This is a genomic window from Streptomyces sp. NPDC006385 (assembly GCF_040612485.1).
Lineage (GTDB): Bacteria > Actinomycetota > Actinomycetes > Streptomycetales > Streptomycetaceae > Streptomyces.
In genome coordinates this window covers 1-24,632 of sequence record NZ_JBEXQG010000104.1, presented here as the reverse complement: position 1 = coordinate 24,632, position 24,632 = coordinate 1, and the positions used below count along the sequence as shown (strand labels likewise).

Sequence of the window (24,632 nt, the reverse complement as noted above, 5' to 3'; positions counted from 1 at the left end):
GCCTCGTGGATCCGGGTGATGGCCTCTTCGACCGACACCCCGGAGATCCGGGCCATGTGCTCGACCTCGCTCGCCCCCAGGCTGCACCCCCGCCCGCCTACCGCTCCGGCGTCGCCTGGCTCCCGCACAGCCGCACCGCCGCCCTCGCGGTCGGCCCCACCGGCACCGACCTGACGACGGACGGCGGCCGCACCTGGCGGACCGTCGACACCGGCTCGTACGACACCGTGGACTGCACACCGGACCGGGGCTGCTGGGCCGCGGGGGAGAAGGGCCGGGTCGCGCGGCTGGAGAGCTGACGCCGGAATGTGGGTACTCGGACGCCGACTACGAGAGGAGTGACTCACATGCCGGCCGGTTCGAGCTCCAAGCGGGAACGCCAGTACGAGCACATCAAGAAGAGTGCCCAGGACCGGGGCGAGAGCACCTCGCGCGCCAAGGAGATCGCGGCGCGGACGGTGAACAAGGAACGCGCCCGGTCCGGTGAGTCCAAGTCCGCCAGCCGTACGTCCACCCAGGACATGTCCTCGGGCAAGCGGGGCGGCCAGCGGTCGGGCAAGGGCTCCCAGGGCCCCACCTACGACCAGCTGTACGAGGAGGCCAAGAAGCGCAACATCCACGGGCGTTCGGACATGAACAAGAGCCAGCTCAAGCAGGCGCTGGGCAAGTGAGGCCCAGCGGGGCGCTCGCGGTACCGCTCCAGTTCCGGCGCCGTCCTCGTGGCGGCGAACTCGGGATCTCGCATCCCGGCGCCCGCGCCGGTCGGCTCCGGCACCGTACGCTCGGATCCACCATGACGACCGTACGCATACCCGCGGGCTGGCCCGCGACCGAGGAAGAAGCCCGCGCCGTCCAGGACGAGTTGCGGGAGCGGGTGGTCCTCGACGAGCCGGGGCCACCGGCAGGGGCCGGGCACGTGACCGGGGTCGACGTGGCCTACGACGACGCGCGGGACGTGGTCGCGGCGGCGGCCGTCGTCCTGGACGCGGCGAGCCTCGGCGTCGTCGCCGAGGCCACGGCCGTCGGGCGGATCTCCTTCCCGTACGTCCCCGGCCTGCTCGCCTTCCGTGAGATGCCCACGGTGCTGGCCGCCCTCGACGCCCTGCCCTGCCCGCCCGGACTCGTCGTCTGCGACGGCTACGGCCGGGCCCACCCGCGCCGCTTCGGCCTCGCCGCCCACCTCGGCGTCCTCACCGGCCTGCCGACGATCGGCGTGGCCAAGAACCCGTTCACCTTCACCTACGACGACCCCGGCGCCGCACGCGGCTCGTCCGCGCCCCTCATGGCGGACGACGAGGAGGTCGGCCGCGCCCTGCGCACCCGGGACGGGGTGAAACCGGTGTTCGTGTCGGTCGGCCACCGCGTGAGCCTCGACAACGCCTGCGCGCACACCCTCGCCCTGACCCCCGAGTACCGGCTGCCGGAGACCACCCGCCGCGCGGACTCCCTGTGCCGACAGGCGCTGACGGAGGCGACCCACCCGGCCGCCTGATCTGAGTACGTGGCCTGAGTACCCGTACGGATGTGGCGGGCTCGGCCCGGTCGGCAGGCTGGGCCGCATGACGACGCACCGCTCACCGAAGCCCCTCGCCGACCCCGACCGCCCCGTCGAGCGTGCCGTGACGGCCGCGCTGGTCCTGGCCACGCTGGCCGGGCTGGGCTGGATCGTCGGGATGATCTACACCCTCGCGGGGTGGCCGCTCTGAGGCCCCCCGTGCGGGCGATCACCTCGTGGAGCGGTTGAACCGACCGCGGTCGAGAGTTTCCCCGACGGCATGCCCTGCGACGTGCTCCCCGCACACCTGCTCAAGGGCCAGAAGGCCCTGGTCACCGGGGTGAACTCCGGCATCGGCAGGGCGACTGCGGTGGCTTTCGGCCGCGCCGGGGCCGACGTGGTCGTGAACTACGTGGCCGGCCGCGAGGAAGCCGAGAAGGCGGTCGAGGAGATCGAGTCCTTCGGGGTGCGGGCGGCGGCCCACGAGGCGGACGTCTCCGACGAGGACCAGGTCGTCGCCATGACGAACCGGATGGTCGAGGAGTTCGGCACCATCGACATCCTGGTGGCCGACGCCGGTCTCCAGCGCGACGCGCCGTTCACCGAGATGACGCTCGACCAGTGGCGGAAGGTCCTCGACGTGAACCTCACCGGGCAGTTCCTGTGCGCCCGGGAGGCCACCAGGGAGTTCCTGCGGCGCGGCGTCGTCCCCGAGGTGTCCCGCGCGGCCGGAAAGATCATCTGCATGAGTTCGGTGCACCAGGTCATCCCGTGGGCCGGACACGTCAACTACGCCGCGTCCAAGGGCGGCGTGCGGATGATGACGGAGACGCTCGCCAGGAGCTCGCGCCGAAGAAGTTCCGCGTGAACGCCATCGCCCCGGGCGCCGTCCGGACCCCCATCAACCGCGGCGCCTGGGACACGCCCCAAGCCCGCGAGGACCTCCTCAAGCTGATTCCTTACGATCGGGTCGGCGACCCGGAGGACATCGCACACGCCGCCGTCGGTCTCGCCTCCGACCTCATGGACTACGTCGTGGGCGCCACGCTCTGCGTGGACGGCGGGATGACCCTCTTCCCCGGTTTCGCCACCGGCGGCTGACCGCACGGCCGTCCTTCACCCCGGCGCCCCACATCGTCCTGGGAGCCGCCGCCGACAGGGCGCGGCCGCCGGCGGGCTCAGCTCACCGGCCGGCGGCCACCCGGAAGGTGATCCCCGCCCGGCGCAGCCGCTCGATCAGCGCGTCCCCCATCGCGACCGCCGTCGTGACCTGCCCGGCCGTCGGCGGCAGCTCGTCGAAGGCGAGGGACAGGGCCGACTCGGCGAACATCTTCGCCGTCTCGCCGTACCCGGGATCACCGCCCGCGACCTCGGTGAACACCCGCCGGCCGCCGCCCTCGCCGACGAAGCGCACGGAGAACCAGCTCCGCGCGCGCTTCTCGGGACCCGGCCCCTCGCCGGGCTTGAACCGGTCGGACAACCAGCGCCGGGCGGGCGGCACTTGGGCGGCCGTGAGGAGCGCGCCCATCGCCGCGACACCGCCGACCGCGACGGGCAGATGGCGTACGGCGGCGTAGTGCCGGTAGCGGAAGTCGGGGCCGTAGCGCTCCAGGGCCCGCGCGGAGCGCTTGACGATCTGCGGGTCGATCGTCGGCAGCGGCAGCGCCCACGCACCGACCTCCCTGGCGAACCGGGGCGTGCCCGTCGGCGCCAGGGCCCGGCGCCCCATCACCCGCGGCTCGTGGCGGGCACGGTCACGCGCGGCGGCCAGCATCTGGCGTCCGCGTGAGAACTGGTGGAGCGCCGAGGCGAACGTACCGCCCGAGAAGGTGGCGTCGGCTGTCACGAACCCGTCCACCGTGAGCGGAACGCCCTCCGGCAGCTGCTGGACGGTGAAGTACGCGCCCAGGTCGTGCGGGACGGAGTCGAAGCCGCAGGCGTGCACCAGCCGCGCGCCGGTCTCACGCGCGCGTGCGTCGTGCCGGACGTACGTCCGGTCCACGAACTCCGGCTCCCCACAGAGGTCGAGGTAGTCGGCGCCGGTGTCCGCGCAGGCCGCGACGAGGTCTTCGCCGTAGGTCAGGTACGGGCCCACCGTCGTGGCCACCACGCGCGCGTGCTCGGCGAGACGGCGCACGGCGGCCGGATCGGACACGTCCGCCTCCACCACCGCGATCCCCTCGCCGCCGGGCAGCCGGTCGCGCAGCCGCTCCAGCTTCTCCTTGCTGCGGCCGGCGATCGCCCAGCGCAGCCCCTCGGGTGCCTGCGCGGCGAGGTATTCCGCGGTGAGTACCCCGACGAAGCCCGTCGCTCCGACGAGCACGATGTCGTACGGGCGATCCGCCCTGCTCGGCCTGCTCATGGCACCCCTCGGTCTCGCAGCTCGCGCCGTTGTCGGGGGCCGAGGCTAGCGTGAGGGGTGCGGAGCCCGACGACGAGCCCGGAGGTATGCGGTGGCCGTGCCCAGGAACGCCCTGAAGAAGTGGGAGAAAGTGCGGGACTTCGCCCTGGGGTTGCCGGGCGCCACCGAGGACTTCCCGTGGGGCGAGACGGTCGCGAAGGTCAACAAGAAGGTGTTCGTCTTCCTCGGCGTCGACGACGGCAGCCATCCGCTGGGCATAACGGTGAAGCTCACGGACGAGTCGGCCCACGCGCACGCCCTGACCTGCCCGGGTGCCGAGCCCGCCGGGTACGGCCTGGGCAGGTCCGGCTGGGTGAGCATCCCGCTGGAGCACCACGGCGCCCCGGCGGCCGAGCTGCTGTGCGACTGGGTGGAGGAGAGCTACCGCACGATCGCGCCGAAGCGGCTGACAGCCGAGCTGGACGGGCGCTGATTTCAGCGGGACAGGTTCGCGGCCGGGTTTCCTGCGGGCAACTTGCTAAGCGCTTGCTCTTGTGCCCAGTGGAACATGTTCTTAGCATCACAGGTGTTACAGCGATTGTGTCATACCCTTGGGGGCAGGATGGCGACGACGCCAGGACGAGGCCCGCTCACCGGCGTGCGCGTGGTCGAGCTGGCCGGGATCGGGCCCGGCCCGTTCGCCGCCATGCTCCTCGCCGACCTGGGCGCCGACGTCGTCCGCGTGGACCGGCCCGGCGGCACGGGGCTCGCGATCGACCCCGAGTACGACATCACCAACCGCAACAAGCGCTCCGTGGTCGTCGACCTAAAGTCGCCCGACGGCGCGGCCCGCGTCCTCGACCTCGTCGCACGCGCCGACATCCTCATCGAGGGCTATCGCCCCGGTGTCGCCGAGCGCCTCGGCGTCGGTCCCGACGCCTGCCACGCCCGCAACCCCACGCTGGTCTACGGCCGGATGACCGGCTGGGGCCAGGAGGGGCCGCTCGCCCACCGCGCCGGCCACGACATCGCGTACATCGCGCTCACCGGCACCCTCGGCATGATCGGCAGCCCCGACGAGCCACCGGCCGTCCCCGCCAACCTGGTCGGCGACTACGCGGGCGGCTCCCTCTACCTCGTCGTGGGCGTCCTCGCCGCCCTCCACCACGCGCGCGCGAGCGGCGCCGGCCAGGTCGTCGACGCCGCCATCGTCGACGGCACCTCCCACCTCGCCGCGATGATCCACGGCATGCTCGCCGCCGGCGGCTGGCAGGACCGGCGCGGCGCCAACCTCCTGGACGGCGGCTGCCCCTACTACGGCACCTATGAGACGGCCGACGGGAAGTACATGGCGGTCGGCGCCCTGGAGCCCCAGTTCTACGACGAGTTCCTGGGACTGCTCGGTGTCACGGAGTTCGCGTCCGCCCGCAAGGACTGGACGCGCTGGGGCGAGCTGCGCGCGGCGGTCGCGGCCCGCTTCAAGTGCCGTACGAGGGACGAGTGGACGGCCGTCTTCGAGGGCACCGACGCCTGCGTGGCCCCCGTGCTGTCGCTGCGTGAGGCCCCGCACCACCCGCACCTCGCCGCCCGCGGCACCTTCACCGACCACGGCGGCATCACCCAGCCCGCCCCCGCCCCCCGCTTCTCCGCCACCCCCACCGCCGTACGCACCGGCCCCGCCCAACCGGGCGCCGACACGGCGGAGGTGGCCCGCGACTGGGGCGTACCCGGGTTGCTGAGTGCCCCCGGCGTGGCGAGCGCCGAGGTGACACCTCCGAATCCGAAGGGCGCCGGTACGGCACGCCCGGACGCGAGCCACGCAGACATGAAGGGCCTCGAATGAAACGGCGGATCTTCGCTCCCGAGCACGACGCGTTCCGGGAGACCGTGCGGGCCTTCCTCGCCCGGGAGGTGCTGCCGTACTACGAGCAGTGGGAGAAGGACGGCATCGTCTCCCGCGACGCCTGGCGCGCGGCCGGAAAGCAGGGCCTGCTCGGCTTCGCCGTGCCCGAGGAGTACGGAGGCGGCGGCACCCCCGACTTCCGGTACAGCGCCGTCCTCGCCGAGGAGTTCACCCGCGCGGGCGCCCCGGGCCTCGCCCTCGGACTCCACAACGACATCATCGGCCCCTACCTGACGGGTCTCGCCACCGATGAGCAGAAGCGCCGCTGGCTGCCCGGCTTCTGCGACGGCACGCTGATCACCGCCATCGCGATGACCGAACCCGGCGCCGGATCCGACCTCCAGGGCATCCGCACCCACGCCGAGGACCGCGGCGACCACTGGGTGCTCAACGGCTCCAAGACGTTCATCTCCAACGGCATCCTGGCCGACCTGGTGATCGTCGTCGCGAAGACGACCCCCGAGGGTGGCGCGCACGGGTTGTCGCTGCTCGTCGTCGAGCGCGGCATCGCGGGCTTCGAGCGCGGCCGCAACCTCGACAAGATCGGCCAGAAGGCGCAGGACACGGCCGAGTTGTTCTTCCGGGACGTCCGCGTGCCGAAGGAGAACCTCCTCGGCGACCTCGACGGCGCCTTCGTCCACCTGATGACGAACCTCGCCCAGGAACGCCTGAGCATCGCCGTGTCCGCGATCGCCGCCGCCGAGCACCTGCTGGAGATCACCACGCGGTACGTCAAGGAGCGCGAGGCGTTCGGGCGCCCCCTGGCGACCAAGCAGCACATCCGCTTCGAGGTGGCCGAGATGGCCACCGAGTGCGCCGTCACCCGCACGTTCCTGGACCGCTGCATAGCGGACCACTCGAACGGCGAGCTCGACGCCGTCCACGCCTCGATGGCCAAGTGGTGGGCGACCGAGCTCCAGAAGCGGGTCGCCGACCGCTGTCTGCAGTTGCACGGCGGCTACGGCTACATGAGCGAACACCCGGTCGCCCGTGCCTTCACCGACGGCCGCATCCAGACCATCTACGGCGGGACGACCGAGATCATGAAGGAGATCATCGGCCGTTCCCTGCTCGGCTGAGGCCCTCCTGCCGGGCCGACCCTCACCGAAAGGCTTCCCTGTGAGCACCGAAGCGTACGTGTACGACGCGATCCGCACCCCGCGCGGCCGCGGCAAGGCGAACGGCGCCCTGCACGGCACCAAGCCCATCGACCTGGTCGTCGGTCTCATCCACGAGATCCGCGACCGCTTCCCGGACCTCGACCCCGCCGCCGTCGACGACATCGTGCTGGGCGTCGTCGGCCCGGTCGGCGACCAGGGCTCCGACATCGCCCGTATCGCCGCCATCGCGGCCGGACTCCCGGACACGGTCGCGGGCGTGCAGGAGAACCGCTTCTGTGCCTCGGGCCTGGAGGCCGTCAACCTGGCCGCCGCCAAGGTGCGTTCGGGGTGGGAGGACCTCGTCCTCGCGGGCGGCGTCGAGTCCATGTCCCGGGTGCCGATGGCCTCGGACGGCGGTGCCTGGTTCAACGACCCGATGACCAACCTCGCCGTCAACTTCGTGCCGCAGGGCATCGGCGCCGACCTCATCGCCACCATCGAGGGCTTCTCGCGCCGCGACGTCGACGAGTACGCGGCACTGTCGCAGGAGCGCGCGGCGACGGCCTGGAAGGAGGGCCGCTTCGACCGGTCCGTCGTCCCGGTCAAGGACCGCAGCGGCCTCGTCGTCCTCGACCACGACGAGCACATGCGGCCGGGCACCACCGCCGACTCGCTGGCCAAGCTCAAGCCGTCCTTCGCGGACATCGGCGACCTGGGCGGATTCGACGCCGTGGCGCTCCAGACGTACCACTGGGTCGAGAAGATCGACCACGTCCACCACGCGGGCAACTCCTCCGGCATCGTCGACGGTGCCTCGCTGGTCGCGATCGGCTCGAAGGAGGTCGGCGAGCGCTACGGGCTCACACCGCGCGCGCGGATCGTCTCCGCCGCCGTCTCCGGCTCCGAGCCCACCATCATGCTCACCGGCCCCGCCCCCGCCACCCGCAAGGCGCTCGCCAAGGCCGGGCTGACCATCGACGCCATCGACCTCGTCGAGATCAACGAGGCGTTCGCGGCGGTCGTCCTGCGCTTCGTGAAGGACATGGGCCTGTCCCTGGACAAGGTCAACGTCAACGGCGGCGCGATCGCCCTCGGCCACCCGCTCGGCGCGACCGGCGCCATGATCCTCGGCACGCTCGTCGACGAACTGGAGCGCCAGGACAAGCGGTACGGCCTCGCCACGCTGTGCGTGGGCGGCGGCATGGGCGTCGCCACCATCGTCGAGCGCATCTGACCCCCTCCCGACGGATCACACGGAGCACCTCCACATGAGCACTGAGTCCACGACCATCCGCTGGGAACAGGACCGCACCGGCCTCGTCACCCTCGTCCTCGACGACCCGAACCAGTCCGCGAACACCATGAACCAGGCGTTCCGCGACTCCCTCGCCGCGATCACCGACCGCCTGGAGGCCGAGAAGGACACCATCCGCGGTGTCATCATCACCTCCGCCAAGAAGACCTTCTTCGCCGGCGGCGACCTGCGCGACCTGATCCGGGTCACCCCGGAGACCGCGCAGGAGCTGTTCGACGGCGGCATGGCGATCAAACGCCACCTGCGGCGCATCGAGACCCTCGGCAAGCCGGTCGTCGCCGCGATGAACGGCGCGGCCCTGGGCGGCGGTTACGAGATCGCGCTCGCCTGCCACCACCGCATCGCCCTCGACGCGCCCGGCTCCAAGATCGGCTGCCCCGAGGTCACCCTCGGCCTGCTGCCCGGCGGAGGCGGCGTCGTGCGCACCGTACGCCTCCTCGGCATCGCCGACGCCCTGCTGAAGGTCCTGCTCCAGGGCACCCAGTACAACCCGCGGCGCGCCCTGCAGAACGGCCTGATCGACGACGTGGCCGACACCCAGGAGGAACTGCTCGCCAAGGCCCGCGCCTTCATCGACGCCCACCCCGAGTCGCAGCAGCCCTGGGACCGGCCCGGCTACAAGATCCCGGGCGGCACGCCCGCCAACCCCAAGTTCGCGGCGAACCTGCCCGCCTTCCCGGCCAACCTGCGCAAGCAGACGAACGGCGCCCCCTACCCGGCCCCGCGCAACATCCTCGCCGCCGCCGTCGAGGGCGCCCAGGTCGACTTCGAGACCGCTCAGGTGATCGAGGCCCGCTACTTCGTGGAGCTGGCGGCGGGCCAGACCTCCAAGAACATGATCCAGGCGTTCTTCTTCGACCTCCAGGCGGTCAACTCCGGCGCCAACCGCCCCCAGGGCATCGAGGCGCGGGGGGTCCGCAAGGTCGCCGTCCTGGGCGCCGGGATGATGGGCGCGGGCATCGCCTACTCGTGCGCCCGAGCGGGGATCGACGTCGTCCTGAAGGACGTGTCGCTGGAAGCGGCCCTCAAGGGCAAGGGCTACTCCGAGAAGCTCTGCGCGAAGGCGGTCTCCCGGGGCCGTTGGACGAAGGACAAGGCGGACGCGCTGCTGGCCCGCATCACCCCCACGGCCGACCCCCAGGACGTGGCCGGCTGCGACGCGGTGATCGAGGCCGTCTTCGAGAACCCGGAGCTCAAGCACAAGGTCTTCCAGGAGATCCAGCACATCGTCGAGCCGGACGCGCTGCTGTGCTCCAACACCTCCACGCTGCCGATCACCAGCCTCGCCGAAGGCGTCGAGCGCCAGGCCGACTTCATCGGACTGCACTTCTTCTCGCCCGTCGACAAGATGCCGCTCGTCGAGATCATCAAGGGCGAGCGGACCGGCGAGGAGGCGCTGGCCCGCGCCTTCGACCTGGTCCGGCAGATCAGCAAGACGCCGATCGTGGTGAACGACTCGCGCGGCTTCTTCACCTCCCGGGTCATCGGCCACTTCATCAACGAGGGCGTCGCGATGGTCGGCGAGGGCATCGAGCCCGCGTCGGTCGAGCAGGCGGCGGCCCAGGCCGGTTACCCCGCCAAGGTCCTCGCCCTGATGGACGATCTGACGCTCACGCTCCCGCGCAAGATCCGGGGCGAGTCCAAGCGGGCCGTGGAGGAGGCGGGCGGCAACTGGACCGCCCACCCCGCCGAGGCGGTCATCGACCGCATGGTCGACGAGTTCGGCCGCCCGGGCCGCAGCGGCGGAGCCGGCTTCTACGAGTACGACGAGGACGGCAGGCGGACCGCTCTGTGGCCGGGCCTGCGCGAGCACTTCACCCGCGAGGGCGCGCGGATCCCGTTCCGGGACATGCAGGAACGCATGCTGTTCTCCGAGGCGCTGGACACGGTCCGGCTGCTGGAGGAGGGCGTCCTGACCTCGGTCGCCGACGCCAACATCGGCTCGATCCTCGGCATCGGGTTCCCCGGCTGGACGGGTGGTGTCCTGCAGTACATCAACGGCTACGAGGGCGGTGCGGCCGGCTTCGTGGCACGCGCGCGTGAGCTGGCGCAGACGTACGGGGAGCGGTTCACGCCGCCGGCGTTGCTGGTGGAGAAGGCCGAGAAGGGGGAACGCTTCGAGGACGCGTGACGCCGGGGCGTCGGTGCGCCGGGGCGTCGGATGCCGGGCGGGGGAGTCCCTGCCCGGCGCCGCACTCCGGGGGCGCAACTACGCGGCCGACCGAAGCGGCCTCGTCGCCTTATCGCCGCGTCGCCCCGACGCCGCGTCGCCCCGACGCGTCAGGCGGATCCGCCGTCCTCCGGCATGCCGTTCAGCCACTGACGCAGCTCCTCCTTGAGCGAGCGCTGAAAGGTCGTCAGCAGGGCCTGCATCACCAGGGGTTGCATGTGCGCGGACAGCGACTTCACGTCACGCGCCGCGCGCTGCGCCACCTCGCCGCGGAACAACTGCGACAGGTCGTGCGCGGCGGCCCGCGAGTGCTCGATGAGGACCGTGCGCGCCGCGAGGATCGCCTCCTGCGACAGCGGTACGTCCAGCAGCCCGACCCCCAGCCGCAGCAGCCCGAGATCGACGCGGTAGTCACCGCCGTCACCGGCCTCGACGACCCCCATCGCGGCCAGCCGCTCCACGTCGTCGTCGCCGAGCACCCGCCCCGCCCGCCGCTCCAGCTCCGCCCGCGTCACCGTCTCGACGGCGTCCGGCGCCCAGGACGCCACCACGGCCCGGTGAATGGCGAGGTCATGGGCATCCAGATCCGGCGGCAACTGCTGGAGGTACCGCTCGATCGCCGCCAGTGTCATACCCTGCTGCTGCAACTCCTCGATGAGCGCCAGCCGGGCCAGGTGCTCACGCCCGTAGTGACCCACTCTGCGCGGACCGATCACCGGAGGCGGCAGCAGCCCCTTCGTGCCGTAGAACCGCACCGTGCGGACCGTCACACCCGCCCGCGCGGCCAGCTCGTCGATCGTGAGGGTCGGCTCCCCGGCGTCGGTCGTCATGTGCAGCAGTATCGCTGTCTCACCAATGCTGTGACACCTCCGGTCAGCAGTACCGCGGCGCCTTCGGCGACCCCACGGCGACCGGTGTGAGAAGCGACGCTCTGTGACATCCGCCACCGCGTGATCCGCCGGGCTTGGGGGAAGGTGGCCCCTTGGTCTGTGCCTTTACCGAGGGCACAGGCCATACGTACGTCCGGCACACCCGAGCGAGACCCGCTCGGGCGCACCAGAGAGTGGTACCCCCGTGAGCAAGGACGCCGTGAACACGGCAGTGGCCGCACCCCGTACCGACGCGGCCCAGATGCCCGCGGACGCGGGCGACGCCGGTTACAGCAAGGACCTCAAGGCCCGCCACGTCAACATGATCGCCATCGGCGGGGCCATCGGCACCGGCCTCTTCCTCGGCGCCGGCGGCCGCCTCCACAACGCGGGTCCGGCGCTGGCGATCGCCTACCTGGTGTGCGGCGTCTTCGCCTTCTTCGTCGTCCGCGCCCTCGGCGAGCTCGTCCTCTACCGCCCGTCGTCCGGCTCCTTCGTGTCGTACGCGCGCGAGTTCCTCGGCGAGAAGGGCGCCTACGTCGCCGGCTGGATGTACTTCCTGAACTGGTCGACTACCGGCATCGCCGACATCACGGCGATCGCGCTCTACACGCACTACTGGAGCATGTTCACGGACATCCCGCAGTGGGTGCTGGCCCTCGCCGCCCTCGCGGTGGTCCTGGCGGTGAACCTGATCTCGGTGAAGATCTTCGGTGAGATGGAGTTCTGGTTCGCGATCATCAAGGTCGCCACCCTCGTCGCCTTCATGTTCGTCGGCATCTTCCTGCTCGCCACCCAGCACGAGGTCGGCGGCCAGACCCCGGGCCTGAGCGTCGTCACCGACAACGGCGGCGTCTTCCCGCACGGCCTGATGCCCGTCGTCCTGGTCATGCAGGGCGTGATCTTCGCGTACGCCGCGCTGGAGCTGGTCGGCGTCGCCGCCGGCGAGACCGCCGAGCCGGAGAAGGTCGTCCCGCGCGCCGTGAACTCGATCATGTGGCGCGTCGGCCTCTTCTACGTCGGCTCGGTCGCCCTGCTGGCCCTGCTGCTCCCCGGCTCGGTCTACTCCGCCGACGAGAGCCCCTTCGTCACGGTGCTGTCGAAGATCGGCGTCCCGGCGGCGGGTGACGTGATGAACCTCGTGGTCCTGACGGCCGCGATGTCCTCCCTCAACTCCGGCCTGTACTCCACGGGCCGCATCCTGCGCTCCATGGCGATGGCGGGCTCGGCCCCGAAGTTCACCGCCCGCATGAACCGCAGCCAGGTGCCCTACGGCGGCATCCTGCTCACCTGCGCGGTCTGCGTCCTCGGCGTCGGCCTGAACTACCTCATGCCCGCCCAGGCCTTCGAGATCGTGCTGAACGTCGCCTCCCTCGGCATCATCAGCACCTGGGTGATCATCATGATCTGCCACCTGGTCTTCGTCCGCCGCGCCAAGGCCGGGCTGGTCGCCCGTCCCTCCTTCCGCCTCCCCGGCAGCCCGGTCGCGGAGATCGCCACGATCGTCTTCCTCCTGGCCTGCCTGGGCATGATGTGGAACGACCCCGAGGTCGGCCGCAAGACCCTCCTGCTCATCCCCCTGATCGCGGCGATGCTGGTCGGCGGCTGGTACGCGATCCGCCGCCGGGTGGCACGCCAGGAGGACCGGGAGCTGACCGAGCTCACCAAGTAGTCGGACAAGTAGTCGGACGCCGTTTGTCAGTGGCGGCCTCTACGGTGGCGTCATGTCGGAGATCACTCACATCCGGGGTGACGCCACCGCCGCTTCGGTGGACGGCGTCGAGGCGTGGCGTCGGGGACGCGCGCCGAAGGGGCGCGGGGAACCGCGCGACCGACCACCTGCGACTCGCGGCCGCCCACCGACCGGCAGGCATACGGCGAGCGTGTCCGCCCGCCCGGCGGAGCGTTCCACGCCACCGTCCACGACCGCGGGGAGGGCCCAAGTTGAGCCGCGACATCGACGTGCTCGTCCTCGGCGGCGCCGGGGTGGACACCGTCATCCACGTCCCCGAGCTGCCGCTCCCGTACGCCGACAGCTACATGGTCGACAGCGGGATCCGCGCCCGCGCCGGTCAGACCGGGGACTTCGTGGCCGTCGGTCTGAGCGCCCTCGGCCTGCGCACCCACCACGTCGACTTCCTCGGCGACGACCCCGAGGGCGACCTCGTCCGCGCCCTGCACCGCGAGCGCGGCATCGCCCTGACCGAGATCCCGCAGCCCGCCGGCACCAAGCGCGCGGTGAACCTGGTCGGGCCGGACGGACGGCGGCTGTCCCTGTACGACACCAGCAGGGCGCACGCCGACGACCGGTTCCCCGAGGACACGCTGCGCACCCTCGCCGGGGCGAGCCGCCACGCGCACGTGTCGATCACGCACCCCTGCGCCCACGCCCTGCCCCTCCTCCGCGAGGCCGGTGTCACCCTCTCCACCGACCTGCACAACTGGGACGGCGAGAACCCGTACCACGAGCCCTTCGCGTACACGGCCGACGTGGTGTTCCTCTCCGCGGCCGCCCTGACCGACCCGGAGCGGACCATGCGCCGCATCGCCGAGCGGGGGAGAGCCGAGGCGGTCGTCGCCACCGCCGGAGCCGACGGCGCGTACCTCCTGACCGACGGAGAGGCCACGCACACCCCGACGGTGACCCCACCGGCGCCGGTGGTCGACTCCAACGGCGCCGGCGACGCCTTCGCGGCCGCCTACCTCCACGGCAGGCTGTCCGGCGAGCCACCGCACCGATGCGCCCTGTACGGCGCGGTGGCCGGCGCCCATGCCTGCACGGTTCCGTCGACGGAGACGGACGCGATCGACCGGGACGAACTCCTCAAGCGGGTGGCCTCGTTCGAGGCACCCTAGGACGACGTCAGTGCTCGTGCTCGTGCTCGTGCTTCTGCTCGGCACGCCCGTGCCCGTGCCCGTGCGCCTGGCCGTGTCCGTGCTCGCGCCCATGGTCGTGCACGCCGTTCGTCGCCGCGATCTTCTTCCAGGACTTCGGCCGCACCAGGGCGGCCCCGGCCGACCCGGCGATGGAGGCGCTGCGCGCCGCAGGAGCGGCCGGCTTCGACGGCTGGAACAGCCATGTGTCGAACAGCGCCGCCAGCGGCCGCCCCGACACCTCCTCGGCGTACCGCTGGAAGTCCGCCACCGACGCGTTGCCGTGGGCGTACTTCTGCGGCCAGCCCTTGAGGATCGCGAAGAACGCGTCGTCCCCGATCTCGTTGCGCAGCGCCTGCAGGGCCAGCGCACCCCGGTCGTAGACCGCGACGTGGAACTGGTTCTCCGGCCCCGGATCACCGGGCTCGACCTTCCAGAAGGGATCGTCGGCCGCCCGCGAGGCGTACACGTAGTCGGCGATCTCCTGCGCCGTCCCCTCGCCCTCGTGCTCGGACCACAGCCACTGCGCGTAGCGCGCGAAGCCCTCGTTGATCCAGATGTCCTTCCAGTCCTTGACGGACACCAGGTCGCCGTACCACTGGTGGGCCAGCTCATGGACGACGATGGAGGTGTTCGACCCGTTCGCGAAGTTCCGCGGGCTGTAGAACGGCCGGGTCTGCGTCTCCAGCGCGTACCCGGTGTCGGTGTTCGGGACGTACCCGCCGAGCGCGTTGTAGGGGTACGGCCCGAAGTACTCGGTCAGCCAGTCGGCGATCTCCCCGGTCCGCTCGATGCTCGCCCGCGCGGCGCCGTAGTGGGCGCCGAGGTCCTTGCTGTAGGCGTTGATGACCGGAATACCACTCTCGCTCGTCCCCGTGGTCACGTCGAACCTGCCGACCGCGAGCGTGGCGAGATAGGTCGCCTGCGGCTTGTCGGAGCGCCAGTTGTAGCGGGTCCAGCCCAGTCGTGAACTCGTCGACTGCAGCGTGCCGTTGGAGATGGCCTGCGTGCCGTCGGGGACCAGCACCGACACGTCGTACGTCGCCTTGTCCAGCGGATGGTCGTTGCTGGGGAACCACCACCAGGCGGCCTCGGGTTCGTTCGCCGCGACACCGCCGTCCGGGGTGCGGTGCCAGCTGGTGAATCCGTACGCCTTCTTCGACGACGGCACACCGCGGTAGCGCACGACCACCGTGAGGTCCGTGCCCTTGGCCAGCGGCTTCTTCGGTGTGATCTCCAGCTCGTGCTCGCCCGAGGTCGCGAACGACGCCTTCGCGCCGTTGACCCGGACCTCGCCGACGTCCAGCAGGAAGTCCAGGTTGAACCGGGACAGGTCCTGCGTCGTCTTCGCCAGCAGGGTCGCCGTACCCTCCAACTCGTCCGTGGCCGGCTGGTACTTCAGCCGCAGGTCGTAGTGGGAGACGTCGTATCCGCCGTTGCCGTAGGCCGGGTAGTAGGGGTCGCCGATGCCCGGAGCGCCGGGGGAGTGGCTCGCGGCCGACGCCGGGATCACCAGCATCAAAGAGGCGGCTGCGAGTGCGCCCGGCGCCATGATTCTGCGGTGCACGAAAGCTCCAAGTCGTAGGGGCCCGAAGTCTGTCCGGAGCCTATTCAGTACCTGTGGCCCGGGTGTGTGCATGACCACCGCTGTCACACGATCGCCATTCGGCCGTCATGAGGCGACCCGCCCCAGGGGCGACTATCGGCCACACTGGGCTTCACACACCGTCAGCCGCCCTCTTCTGCCCCGGAGTTCACCGATGTACCGTCCGCGCATGCCGATACGCATGCGCTGCACGATCTGGAGACCGCTCGCGACGGCGGCCACGGTCGCTCTGCTGGCCGCGTCCGTCTCACCCGTGACGGCACACGCCGCCCCGCGGGAGAGCAGCCCCGTCCACTCGTTCGAGAACGCCATCCGCGAGGCCGTATGGGTGGACACCGGACTCGACCTCGACCGCGACGGCAGGACCGACCGCGTCGCCGTGGACGTCGTCCGGCCCCGAGAAGCGGCCCAGCAGGGCCGCAAGGTGCCCGTCATCATGGACGCCAGCCCCTACTACTCCTGCTGCGGGCGCGGCAACGAGAGCCAGAAGAAGACGTACGACGCGAACGGCGACGTCGTCCAGATGCCGCTGTTCTACGACAACTACTTCGTGCCCCGTGGCTACGCCGTCGTCGGCGTCGACCTGGCGGGCACCAACCGCTCCGACGGCTGTGTGGACGTCGGCGGCCGCTCCGACATCCTCTCCGCGAAGGCCGTCGTCGACTGGCTGAACGGCCGCGCGAAGGCGTACACGACCCGCACCGGCACCACCAAGGCCAGGGCGACCTGGACCAACGGCCGCACCGGCATGATCGGCAAGAGCTGGGACGGCACCATCGCCAACGGTGTCGCCGCCACCGGCGTCGAGGGCCTGAAGACCATCGTGCCGATCAGCGCCATCTCCTCCTGGTACGACTACTACTTCCAGCAGGGCGCCCCGCTGTACGACTCCGGCCCGGACTGGCTGTCGAACTACGTCGACAGTCCCGACGCCCGCGCCAAGTGCGGCGCCGTCCAGCAGATGCTCGCCGCCGGGGCACCGCGCACCGGCGACTGGACGCCCCTGTGGGCCGAGCGCGACTACCTGAAGGACGCGCGCAAGGTCAGGGCGAGCGTCTTCCTGGTCCACGGCATGCAGGACCTCAACGTCCGTATGAAGCACGTCGGCCAGTGGTGGGACGCCCTGGCGAAGAACGGCGTCGAGCGCAAGATCTGGCTCTCCCAGACCGGCCACGTCGACCCCTTCGACTTCCGTCGCGCCGAATGGGTCGACACCCTGCACCGCTGGTTCGACCACGAACTCCTCGGCTACGACAACGGCATCGACCGCGAGCCGATGGCCGACATCGAGCGCCACCCCGACCAGTGGGTCACCTCGAAGGCATGGCCGCCGCGCGGCACCGACACCACCACCCTGCGCCCCGCCGAGGGAACCCAGGCGGGCGTCGGCGTCCTCGGCCTGCGCAAGGGCAGGGGCACCGAGACCTTCACCGACGACCCACGGCACGGCGAGACGGACTGGGCCGCCCACATCGACACGCCCACCCCCGACAAGGCGGGCTTCCTGACCAAGCCGCTCACCCGCGACCTGCGCCTGTCCGGCTCCTCCGAGGTCACCGTCACCGCGACCCCGACCACCTCCACGGCCCACCTGTCCGCCGTCCTGGTCGACCTCGGCCCCGACACCATCCGCGACTACGCGACGAGCGGCGAGGGCATCACCACGCTCACCGACCGCACCTGCTGGGGCGCGAGCACCAGCGGCGACAGCGCCTGCTTCAAGGAGACGAAGGCCAAGACCGCCGACGTCGACTACACGGTCGTCAGCCGCGGCTGGGCCGACCTGGGCAACCACGCCTCGGACCACGAGGGCGAGCCGCTCGTCCCCGGCAAGGCGTACACCATCACCCTCGACCTGGCCGCCACCGACCACGTCGTCCCGGCCGGCCACCGCCTCGCCCTGATCGTCGCCGGCACCGACAAGGACCTGATCGACCCTCCGTCGACCAAGCCGACCCTCACGCTCGACCTCTCCCGTACGAAGGCCCGCGTCCCGCTGGTCGGCGGCGCCCACGCCTTCGCACGCGCCACCGCCGGCGCGCCGTCCGCAACCCCCGAGGCCGCGCCGCTCGACGGCGTGCGAGCACCCCACACCGTCCACCGCATCCCGGAGGGAGGCCAGTGACGACCATCCGCACCTTCGCCCTGACCACGGCGGCCCTCGCCGCATCCCTCGTGGCCGTCCCCGCCCACGCCGTCGACTCCCCGCCCCGCACCGGCTTCGAGGCGTCGAACGGCGCCCGCTGGACCAGCCAGCCCGAGGAGCAGGAACTCCTCGCGACCGTCGACAGGGCGAGCGCGAGGGTCTCCGTGGCCCGCATCGGGATGACGAAGCAGGGCCGCCCGCTCCAGCTCGTCCGCATCGGCACCCGCCCCACGCCGAACAAGGTGCTGCTGGTGTGCAGCCAGCACGGCGACGAACCCTCCGGTCGCGAGGCATGCCTGTCCACCGTCCGCGACCTGGCCTACGCCGACGACCGGCAGACCCGGCGCCTCCTGGAGCGGACCACGTTGCTGGTCGTGCCCACCGCCAACCCGGACGGCCGGGCCGCCGACACCCGCGGCAACAGCGACGGCGTGGACATCAACCGCGACCACCTCGCGCTCCGGACCGCCGAGGGCCGCGCCCTGGCCGCCGTCATCCGTGACCAACGCCCCGATGTCGTCTACGACCTGCACGAGTACGGCGCCACACCCCCGTACTACGACAAGGACCTGTTCGACCTGTGGCCGCGCAACCTCAACACCGACGCACACGTCCACGACGAGGCCCAGGCCCTGTCCGAGTCGTACGTACGCCCCGCCGCGACGAGCGCCGGCCACTCGACCGGCACATACGGGATCTGGACCGACCCGGTCACCGGCGACCCCGTCAAGCAGGTGGCCGGAGACGGCCAGGAACGCATCCTGCGGAACATGTCCGGTATCAAGCACTCGGTCGGCCTGCTCATCGAGAGCCGTGTCGACCCCCTCAGCGATGCGGAGCAGGTGGACGAATCGCTGAACAACCGGCGCCGGGTGAACTCCCAACTCGACGCTCTGAAGGGGCTGTTCCGGTTCACCGACGTCCGCCGCGGACAGGTCGAGAGGGCGACCGGCGTGGCCCGGCTCGCCGGGTACGCCGACACCGGACCCGTCTACCTCGGCGGTGCCGACAACGACCCGCCCGAACCCGCCGAGGTGATCCAGGACCCGCCCTGCGGCTACCGGCTCACCTCCGACCAGTACACGCAGGTCAAGGACGAACTCGCCCTGCACGGAGTGAAGGCGAGGGCGACCTCCGGGGGCGCCCTGGTCCCGCTCCGCCAGTCCCTGCGCGCCCTCGTCCCGCTGCTCCTCGACGAGCGCGGCCCGTATCACATCACGGCAGGTGAGCCTGACACCGCCTGCTGAAACCACTGAGATCGACGGGATCTGTGGTAGGTCCTGGGAGACGACGTGGAACCCGGCGTGTCCACCGTCTTCCCGGGGAAGGTGCCGCAGATGACTGACGACCTGAAGAAGAGAGGTGGCCGGGAAAGTCCGCCGGACGTTTCCGGCCACGAAACGGACCGAGTGGTGTTCGGCGTCGCCGCCGCCATCACCGTGGCCTTCGTGATCTGGGGCTGGACAGCCACGGACTCGCTGGAGAGCGTGTCCACGAAGATGCTCAACGGCCTGATCCACAACGGCGGCTGGGGCTTCATGCTGGCCGCCTCGGGCTTCGTGGTGTTCGCCCTGTGGCTCGCGATCAGCCGCTACGGCCGTATCCACCTCGGCGCCGAGGGCGAGGAACCCGAGTTCAGGACCGTGTCCTGGGTCGCGATGATGTTCAGCGCCGGCATGGGCATCGGCCTGATGTTCTACGGCGTCAGCGAGCCTCTCTCGCACTACGACGCCCCACCGCCGGGCACCAGCCCCGCCGACTCCGCCGAGCGCATGGAGACGGCGATGGCCACCACCCTCTTCCACTGGACGCTGCACCCCTGGGCGATCTACGCGGTCGTCGGTCTCGGCATCGCCTACAGCACCTACCGGCGGCGCCGGCGCCAGACCATCAGCGCGGTGTTCACGCCGCTCATCGGGGAGAAGCACGCCAACGGCGTCGGCGGCCGGGTCATCGACGTGCTCGCGATCATCGCCACCGTCTTCGGCTCCGCGGCCTCCCTGGGCCTCGGCGCGCTCCAGATCGGCTCGGGTTTCCAGGAACTGGACTGGATGGACGACGTGAGCACCGGCCTGCTCGTCGCCATCATCGCCGTGCTGACCCTGGCCTTCGTCGCCTCGGCCGTCTCCGGCATCGAGCGCGGCATCCAGTGGCTGTCCAACACCAATATGGTGCTCGCCCTGATCCTCGCGGTCTTCGTGTTCGTCGCGGGCCCCACGATCATCGTGCTCGACCTGCTGCCCACCTCGGTCTTCTCCTACCTCGGCGACTTGCCCCAGCTCGCCGGCCGCACCGAGGCCAGCGGCGGCGAGGGCGTCGCGGACTGGCTGGGCAGCTGGACCGTCTTCTACTGGGCCTGGTGGATCTCCTGGACGCCCTTCGTCGGCATGTTCATCGCCCGCATCAGCCGCGGCCGCACCATCCGGCAGTTCGTCGGCGGCGTCATCCTCGTGCCCAGCACCGTCAGCCTCGTCTGGTTCGCCGTGTTCGGCGGTACGGCGATGAAGCTGAGGGAGGGCGGCGCCCTCGGCGGCGAGGAAACCCCCGAGGGCCAACTCTTCGGCGTCCTCCAGGAATTCCCCATCGCGACCGTCACCAGCCTGCTCGTGATGATCCTGGTCGGCATCTTCTTCGTCTCGGGAGCCGACGCCGCCTCCATCGTGATGGGCACGCTCTCCCAGAAGGGCGCCCTCGAACCCGGCCGCGTCGTCGTCGTGTTCTGGGGCGTGGTCACCGGAGCCGTCGCCGCCATCATGCTGCTCGTCGGCAGCGGCCAGGGCGACGCGCTCACCGGCCTGCAGAACCTCACGATCCTGGCCGCCGCGCCGTTCGTCCTCGTGATGGTCGGCATGTGCGTCGCCCTCATGCGCGACCTGCGCCGGGACCCCGTCATCGTGCGCGGCGAGATGGGCTCCGAAGCCGTCGAACTCGCCGTCATCGAAGGCCACAAGAGGTACGACGGCGAATTCGAGATCAAGGTCGGACCAGGCCCCGGCACCGGAGCGGAGGGCGACCCGCTGGGCCACGACCACGCCTGAGCGGCGCGCACACGGGCGGAGGAGGCGGAGGAGGCGAGCTCGGCCGCCTCCTCCGCGCCCCCACGCCGCTCGGGCGCCCGCTCACCCCCCATGCCCGATGTAGCGGAATATGTCATGCCGCGCTCATATCGGTCCCGTCCTGGGGATACTCACAGCATGTCTGCCGAGTACGCGACCTTCGGCCTGGCACCGGCGATGCGTGCCGGTGGCGTCCTCGCCAACGGTGACTACCAGGTGCACCGGGACTTCGTGGACTTCATCGTCGACGGACGCCCGCTGCTGTTCCAGCTCTCCGACCTCGACGCCGTCTCCCCGCTCGCCTCCGACGTCCCGCCCGCCATCTTCACCGCACAGGTCCGCAGCCTGCTCCTGGAGGCCGACGCCCCGCTTCCCGGCGGCCGGTACGTCATCTACGGCTGCCCGGACTGCGAGGACCTGGCCTGCGGCGCCGTCACCGCCGCCATCGACAAGGAGGACGACGACTACATCTGGCGGGACTTCGCCTGGCAGACCGACGAACACGCCGATCTGGAGCTCAACGGCTACCACGGCATCGGTCCCTTCCGCTTCCACGGCGCCGAGTACCGGGCGGCGCTCGGCTCCCTGCTCGACCGCGACAGCGGAACGGAGCGCCGCCGCGTGCTCCTCATCGGGGCCCGGGTCGCCCTCCTCGCCAAGCTCGCCGCGGCCCTGCGCACCATCGGCATCGGAGCCGACATCACCCATGACGTCGGTGGCGTCCCCGCCGACGAACTGCGCGCCTACGGCGCCGTCGCCTTCGGCCGAGCGGTCGGCGAGGAGCAGCGCGCCGCCGTACGCCGCGCCTTCGCGGGCGCCGGAGTCGACGTGGCGTACGTCGACGGGCTCGCGCCGATCGTGCCGTTGCTGGTCGCGCAGATCGAACACGCCCTGGACCGCAGCCCGGTGGAGCGGCGCCGGCTGACCCGCCTGGTCGCCGCCGACGGCGAGGCGGGCGTCGAGGTCACCTCACCCTGCCGGGTCCGACTCACGACCTACCGCCTCGACCGCCTGTACCGCACCCACACGCACGAGGTCTTCGACGGCATCCTGGAACCGGGCCGCCACCGCATCGCGCTGGCCGCCAAGGCGGTGAAGGGGGAGTCGTTCGTGGTGGCGCGGACATCGGGGAGCGTGCTGGTGGAGGCGATGGCCAGGTGAGACCCACGGCGCCCGCCGGGCCGTCGGCCCGCTGCGACCCGTAGGCGCCCGTGGTGGTGACGGCACCCGGAAACGAAGGTGCTCGCGGCCCGGCGCTGCGATTAGGATCGCGGTCTGTGACCGCCACCCTCGTCGCCAAGAACCTCGCCGCCGGCCACGGCGACCGCTCCCTGTTCAGCGGGCTCGACCTCGTCGTGGCCCCCGGAGACGTGATCGGCCTCGTCGGCGCCAACGGCGCGGGCAAGTCCACGCTGCTGCGCCTGCTCGCCGGTCTGACCGCACCGGAGGAGGGCGAGCTGCGGCTGTCCCCGCCGACCGCGACCGTCGGACACCTCCCGCAGGAGCCGGAGCGGCGGCCCGGCGAGACCGTACGGCAGTTCCTGGCCCGGCGCACCGGGGTCGCCGAGGCGCAGCGCGCGATGGACGAGGCGACGCAGGCCCTCGTCGACGGGGCACCGGGCGCGGACGACTGGTACGCGACGAGCCTGGAGCGCTGGCTGGGCCTGGGCGGCGCCGACCTCGACGAGCGTGCCGAGGAGGTCGCCGACTCGCTGGGCCTGGCCGTGGACCTGGACCAGGCGATGACCTCCCTCTCGGGCGGCCAGGCGGCCCGAGCCGGACTGGCCTCGCTGCTCCTGTCGCGCTACGACGTCTTCCTGCTCGACGAGCCGACGAACGACCTGGACCTGGACGGCCTGGAGCGACTGGAACGCTTCGTCGGCGGCCTGCGCGCCGGCACGGTGGTCGTCAGCCACGACCGCGAGTTCCTCACCCGCACGGTCACCAAGGTCCTGGAACTCGACCTCGCCCAGCAGGAGATCAACATCTACGGCGGTGGCTACGAGGCCTACCTGGAGGAGCGCGAGGTGGCCCGCCGCCACGCCCGCGAGGACTACGAGGAGTACGCCGACAAGAGAGCCGCCCTCCAGGACCGGGCGCAGACACAGCGCGCCTGGATGGACAAGGGCGTCAAGAACGCCCGCCGCAAGGCGGGCAACGACAACGACAAGATCGGCCGCAAGTTCCGCAGCGAGGCCAGCGAGAAGCAGGCCGCGAAGGCCCGCCAGACCCAGCGCATGATCGAGCGCCTGGAGGTCGTCGAGGAGCCCCGCAAGGAGTGGGACCTGCGCATGGAGATCGCGTCGGCACCCCGCTCCGGCGCGGTGGTCGCGACCCTGCGGGACGCCGAGGTGCGCCGCGGCGACTTCACCCTCGGCCCGGTGTCCCTCCAGATCGACTGGGCGGACCGGGTGGCGGTCACGGGCGCCAACGGCGCGGGCAAGTCGACCCTGCTGGCCGCCCTGCTGGGCCGCGTCCCGCTGACCGCGGGACAGTCGGCGCTCGGCTCCGGCGTGCTGATCGGCGAGGTCGACCAGGCCCGCAAGCTGTTCCACGGCGAGGAGTCCCTGCTGGACGCCTTCTGCGCGGCCGTCCCGGAGACGGAGCCGGTCGAGGTCCGCACGCTCCTGGCCAAGTTCGGCCTGAAGTCGGACCACGTCCTGCGCTCGGCGGCCACCCTCTCCCCGGGCGAACGGACCCGAGCCGCCCTCGCCCTCCTCCAGGGCCGGGGCGTCAACCTCCTGGTCCTGGACGAGCCCACCAACCACCTCGATCTGCCCGCCATCGAGCAACTGGAATCGGCGCTGGACTCCTACGAGGGCACGCTGCTCCTGGTCACCCACGACCGCCGCATGCTCGACGCGGTCCAGGTCACCCGCCGCCTGGACGTCGCCGACGGCAAGGTGACCGAACGCTAGGCGTGTGCGTCAGCGCCTGTGACGCAGCAGGGCGCAGACGCACCAGGCCCGCGACAGGCGCGGCAGTCAACCGGTTCGGCCGAGCCGCGTCGCCAGCCCCGGGTAGTCGACGACAAAGCCTTCGTCGTCGAACTCGATGTCGCTGCGGAAGTCGCCGGACACGAAGCGGATCCGCCCGCGCCCCAGATGCCGGTAGGTCTGCCGCGAGGAGAGAACGGTCAGATCCGGCACCGACACCCACGCCATCAGGAACTCCCGTTCCCCGGGCACCAGCTGGAGCCCGTGCCGCAGCACCGGCATCGTGTTGGTGAGCGGGCACAGGCCCAGGTCGCAGTCGAGTGCGCCGTCGACGTCGGGCAGACGCTCACCGTTCGCGGCCCAGCGGCCCGCTCCGTCGTGCCGGAGGTCGAGCGTACGCGTGCCGTCCGCGGACTCGGCGGTGACATACAGCCGGCGGGTCACGAACCCGTCGGCCGTGTCGAGTTCGTACGCGATCCAGTACGGCTCCGGAGCCGTACCGACCGCTCGGCCGCGGGCCCGCAGGGCGTCCCCGCCGAACTCGATCCAGGCTGTCTCGGTGCCCCTGCTCTGCGACACTTCCCAGGTGATGACGCGTGTGGTCGGCACTCCGTCACCCTACGGGCGAGCCCGCACTCCGCGTGCCGTACCGAGGAGTCCGGGCTCACCGTGTCGTCTCAGCGCCTGCCCCGCTTCGGGTCGAGCAGACCCGCGCGGCGCAGCGCGTCGGCCATCGCGCTGTTGGCCGGGGGCGGCGCCTGGCGCGAACCGCCACCGCCACCGCCACCGCCGCGTCCCTGCCGCTGCTGCGGCGGGCGTCC

General features: G+C 71.5%; 19 protein-coding genes and 2 pseudogenes. 17 read left to right on the top strand and 4 right to left on the bottom strand.

Annotated features, from left to right (window positions below):
- Nucleotides 1–86: 86 nt before the first annotated feature.
- From ABZ078_RS40975 to ABZ078_RS40955, 5 genes and pseudogenes are all read left to right on the top strand, one after another.
- A pseudogene (locus ABZ078_RS40975) lies at nt 87–299 on the top strand (oxidoreductase); the annotation flags it as partial.
- A gap of 48 nt (nt 300–347) precedes the next feature.
- The gene (locus ABZ078_RS40970; RefSeq protein WP_356583623.1) at nt 348–671 is read left to right on the top strand and encodes a plasmid stabilization protein; all 324 of its coding nucleotides are present in this window, start codon (nt 348–350) and stop codon (nt 669–671) included.
- Nucleotides 672–793: 122 nt separating this feature from the next.
- Complete coding sequence (locus tag ABZ078_RS40965) at nt 794–1,492, top strand: endonuclease V (protein ID WP_356583622.1); 699 nt, start codon at nt 794–796, stop codon at nt 1,490–1,492.
- A gap of 67 nt (nt 1,493–1,559) precedes the next feature.
- Nucleotides 1,560–1,706, top strand: coding sequence for a hypothetical protein (locus tag ABZ078_RS40960; protein WP_356583621.1), 147 nt, complete (start codon nt 1,560–1,562; stop codon nt 1,704–1,706).
- A 69-nt stretch (nt 1,707–1,775) separates the two neighbouring features.
- Nucleotides 1,776–2,596 (top strand): annotated as a pseudogene (locus ABZ078_RS40955) (SDR family oxidoreductase).
- Between the two features lie 82 nt (nt 2,597–2,678).
- Here the strand turns inward: ABZ078_RS40955 and ABZ078_RS40950 are convergent.
- The gene (locus ABZ078_RS40950) at nt 2,679–3,857 is read right to left on the bottom strand and encodes a saccharopine dehydrogenase NADP-binding domain-containing protein (RefSeq protein ID WP_356583620.1); all 1,179 of its coding nucleotides are present in this window, start codon (nt 3,855–3,857) and stop codon (nt 2,679–2,681) included.
- 91 nt (nt 3,858–3,948) lie between these two features.
- Between ABZ078_RS40950 and ABZ078_RS40945 the strand changes: the two genes are divergently transcribed.
- From ABZ078_RS40945 to ABZ078_RS40925, 5 genes are all read left to right on the top strand, one after another.
- Complete coding sequence (locus ABZ078_RS40945; protein ID WP_356583619.1) at nt 3,949–4,329, top strand: MmcQ/YjbR family DNA-binding protein; 381 nt, start codon at nt 3,949–3,951, stop codon at nt 4,327–4,329.
- 129 nt (nt 4,330–4,458) lie between these two features.
- On the top strand, nt 4,459–5,679 hold the full coding sequence (locus ABZ078_RS40940) for a CaiB/BaiF CoA-transferase family protein (protein WP_356583618.1): 1,221 nt from the start codon (nt 4,459–4,461) through the stop codon (nt 5,677–5,679).
- Entirely contained in the window at nt 5,676–6,818 is a 1,143-nt protein-coding gene (locus ABZ078_RS40935; protein ID WP_356583617.1) for an acyl-CoA dehydrogenase family protein, read from the top strand. Before ABZ078_RS40940 ends, ABZ078_RS40935 begins: the two co-directional genes overlap by 4 nt.
- A gap of 40 nt (nt 6,819–6,858) precedes the next feature.
- A complete protein-coding gene (locus tag ABZ078_RS40930) occupies nt 6,859–8,073 on the top strand; it encodes an acetyl-CoA C-acetyltransferase (protein WP_356583616.1) in 1,215 nt (404 codons plus the stop codon).
- A 34-nt stretch (nt 8,074–8,107) separates the two neighbouring features.
- A complete protein-coding gene (locus tag ABZ078_RS40925; RefSeq protein ID WP_356583615.1) occupies nt 8,108–10,285 on the top strand; it encodes a 3-hydroxyacyl-CoA dehydrogenase NAD-binding domain-containing protein in 2,178 nt (725 codons plus the stop codon).
- Nucleotides 10,286–10,434: 149 nt separating this feature from the next.
- Here the strand turns inward: ABZ078_RS40925 and ABZ078_RS40920 are convergent, their stop codons facing one another.
- Nucleotides 10,435–11,154, bottom strand: a complete 720-nt coding sequence (locus tag ABZ078_RS40920) for a MerR family transcriptional regulator (protein ID WP_356583614.1) — start codon at nt 11,152–11,154, stop codon at nt 10,435–10,437.
- Nucleotides 11,155–11,398: 244 nt separating this feature from the next.
- On the opposite strand from ABZ078_RS40920, the gene ABZ078_RS40915 reads away from it, so the two are divergent.
- Complete coding sequence (locus tag ABZ078_RS40915; protein ID WP_356583613.1) at nt 11,399–12,865, top strand: amino acid permease; 1,467 nt, start codon at nt 11,399–11,401, stop codon at nt 12,863–12,865.
- Nucleotides 12,866–13,137: 272 nt separating this feature from the next.
- Nucleotides 13,138–14,049: an adenosine kinase gene (locus ABZ078_RS40910; protein WP_356583612.1), complete on the top strand. Its 912-nt coding sequence runs from the start codon at nt 13,138–13,140 to the stop codon at nt 14,047–14,049.
- A 7-nt stretch (nt 14,050–14,056) separates the two neighbouring features.
- On the opposite strand, the gene ABZ078_RS40905 is transcribed toward ABZ078_RS40910, so the two are convergent.
- The gene (locus ABZ078_RS40905; RefSeq protein ID WP_356583611.1) at nt 14,057–15,634 is read right to left on the bottom strand and encodes a M1 family metallopeptidase; all 1,578 of its coding nucleotides are present in this window, start codon (nt 15,632–15,634) and stop codon (nt 14,057–14,059) included.
- 208 nt (nt 15,635–15,842) lie between these two features.
- Here ABZ078_RS40905 and ABZ078_RS40900 point away from each other — a divergent pair, with 208 nt between their 5' ends.
- The 5 genes from ABZ078_RS40900 (at nt 15,843) to ABZ078_RS40880 (ending at nt 23,793) form a co-directional block, all read left to right on the top strand.
- Complete coding sequence (locus ABZ078_RS40900) at nt 15,843–17,798, top strand: Xaa-Pro dipeptidyl-peptidase (protein WP_356583610.1); 1,956 nt, start codon at nt 15,843–15,845, stop codon at nt 17,796–17,798.
- Nucleotides 17,795–19,066, top strand: coding sequence for a M14 family metallocarboxypeptidase (locus tag ABZ078_RS40895; RefSeq protein ID WP_356583609.1), 1,272 nt, complete (start codon nt 17,795–17,797; stop codon nt 19,064–19,066). Before ABZ078_RS40900 ends, ABZ078_RS40895 begins: the two co-directional genes overlap by 4 nt.
- A 90-nt stretch (nt 19,067–19,156) precedes the next feature.
- Nucleotides 19,157–20,857 (top strand): BCCT family transporter, encoded by a 1,701-nt coding sequence (locus ABZ078_RS40890; RefSeq protein ID WP_356583608.1) that lies wholly within the window; start codon nt 19,157–19,159, stop codon nt 20,855–20,857.
- A gap of 156 nt (nt 20,858–21,013) precedes the next feature.
- Complete coding sequence (locus ABZ078_RS40885) at nt 21,014–22,036, top strand: oxidoreductase (RefSeq protein ID WP_356583607.1); 1,023 nt, start codon at nt 21,014–21,016, stop codon at nt 22,034–22,036.
- A gap of 116 nt (nt 22,037–22,152) precedes the next feature.
- The gene (locus ABZ078_RS40880; RefSeq protein WP_356583606.1) at nt 22,153–23,793 is read left to right on the top strand and encodes an ABC-F family ATP-binding cassette domain-containing protein; all 1,641 of its coding nucleotides are present in this window, start codon (nt 22,153–22,155) and stop codon (nt 23,791–23,793) included.
- Nucleotides 23,794–23,859: 66 nt separating this feature from the next.
- Here the strand turns inward: ABZ078_RS40880 and ABZ078_RS40875 are convergent, their stop codons facing one another.
- On the bottom strand, nt 23,860–24,420 hold the full coding sequence (locus ABZ078_RS40875) for a putative glycolipid-binding domain-containing protein (protein WP_356583605.1): 561 nt from the start codon (nt 24,418–24,420) through the stop codon (nt 23,860–23,862).
- Nucleotides 24,421–24,632: the final 212 nt, after the last annotated feature.

Bases quoted from the DNA above. Each gene is read 5' to 3' on its own strand.
- ABZ078_RS40885 (WP_356583607.1), top strand. From the start codon at position 21,014: ATGTCTGCCGAGTACGCGACCTTCGGCCTGGCACCGGCGATGCGTGCC.
- ABZ078_RS40890 (WP_356583608.1), top strand. From the start codon at position 19,157: ATGACTGACGACCTGAAGAAGAGAGGTGGCCGGGAAAGTCCGCCGGAC.
- ABZ078_RS40950 (WP_356583620.1), bottom strand. From the start codon at position 3,857: ATGAGCAGGCCGAGCAGGGCGGATCGCCCGTACGACATCGTGCTCGTC.
- ABZ078_RS40965 (WP_356583622.1), top strand. From the start codon at position 794: ATGACGACCGTACGCATACCCGCGGGCTGGCCCGCGACCGAGGAAGAA.
- ABZ078_RS40900 (WP_356583610.1), top strand. From the start codon at position 15,843: ATGCCGATACGCATGCGCTGCACGATCTGGAGACCGCTCGCGACGGCG.
- ABZ078_RS40920 (WP_356583614.1), bottom strand. From the start codon at position 11,154: ATGACGACCGACGCCGGGGAGCCGACCCTCACGATCGACGAGCTGGCC.
- ABZ078_RS40960 (WP_356583621.1), top strand. From the start codon at position 1,560: ATGACGACGCACCGCTCACCGAAGCCCCTCGCCGACCCCGACCGCCCC.
- ABZ078_RS40935 (WP_356583617.1), top strand. From the start codon at position 5,676: ATGAAACGGCGGATCTTCGCTCCCGAGCACGACGCGTTCCGGGAGACC.
- ABZ078_RS40925 (WP_356583615.1), top strand. From the start codon at position 8,108: ATGAGCACTGAGTCCACGACCATCCGCTGGGAACAGGACCGCACCGGC.
- ABZ078_RS40970 (WP_356583623.1), top strand. From the start codon at position 348: ATGCCGGCCGGTTCGAGCTCCAAGCGGGAACGCCAGTACGAGCACATC.
- ABZ078_RS40940 (WP_356583618.1), top strand. From the start codon at position 4,459: ATGGCGACGACGCCAGGACGAGGCCCGCTCACCGGCGTGCGCGTGGTC.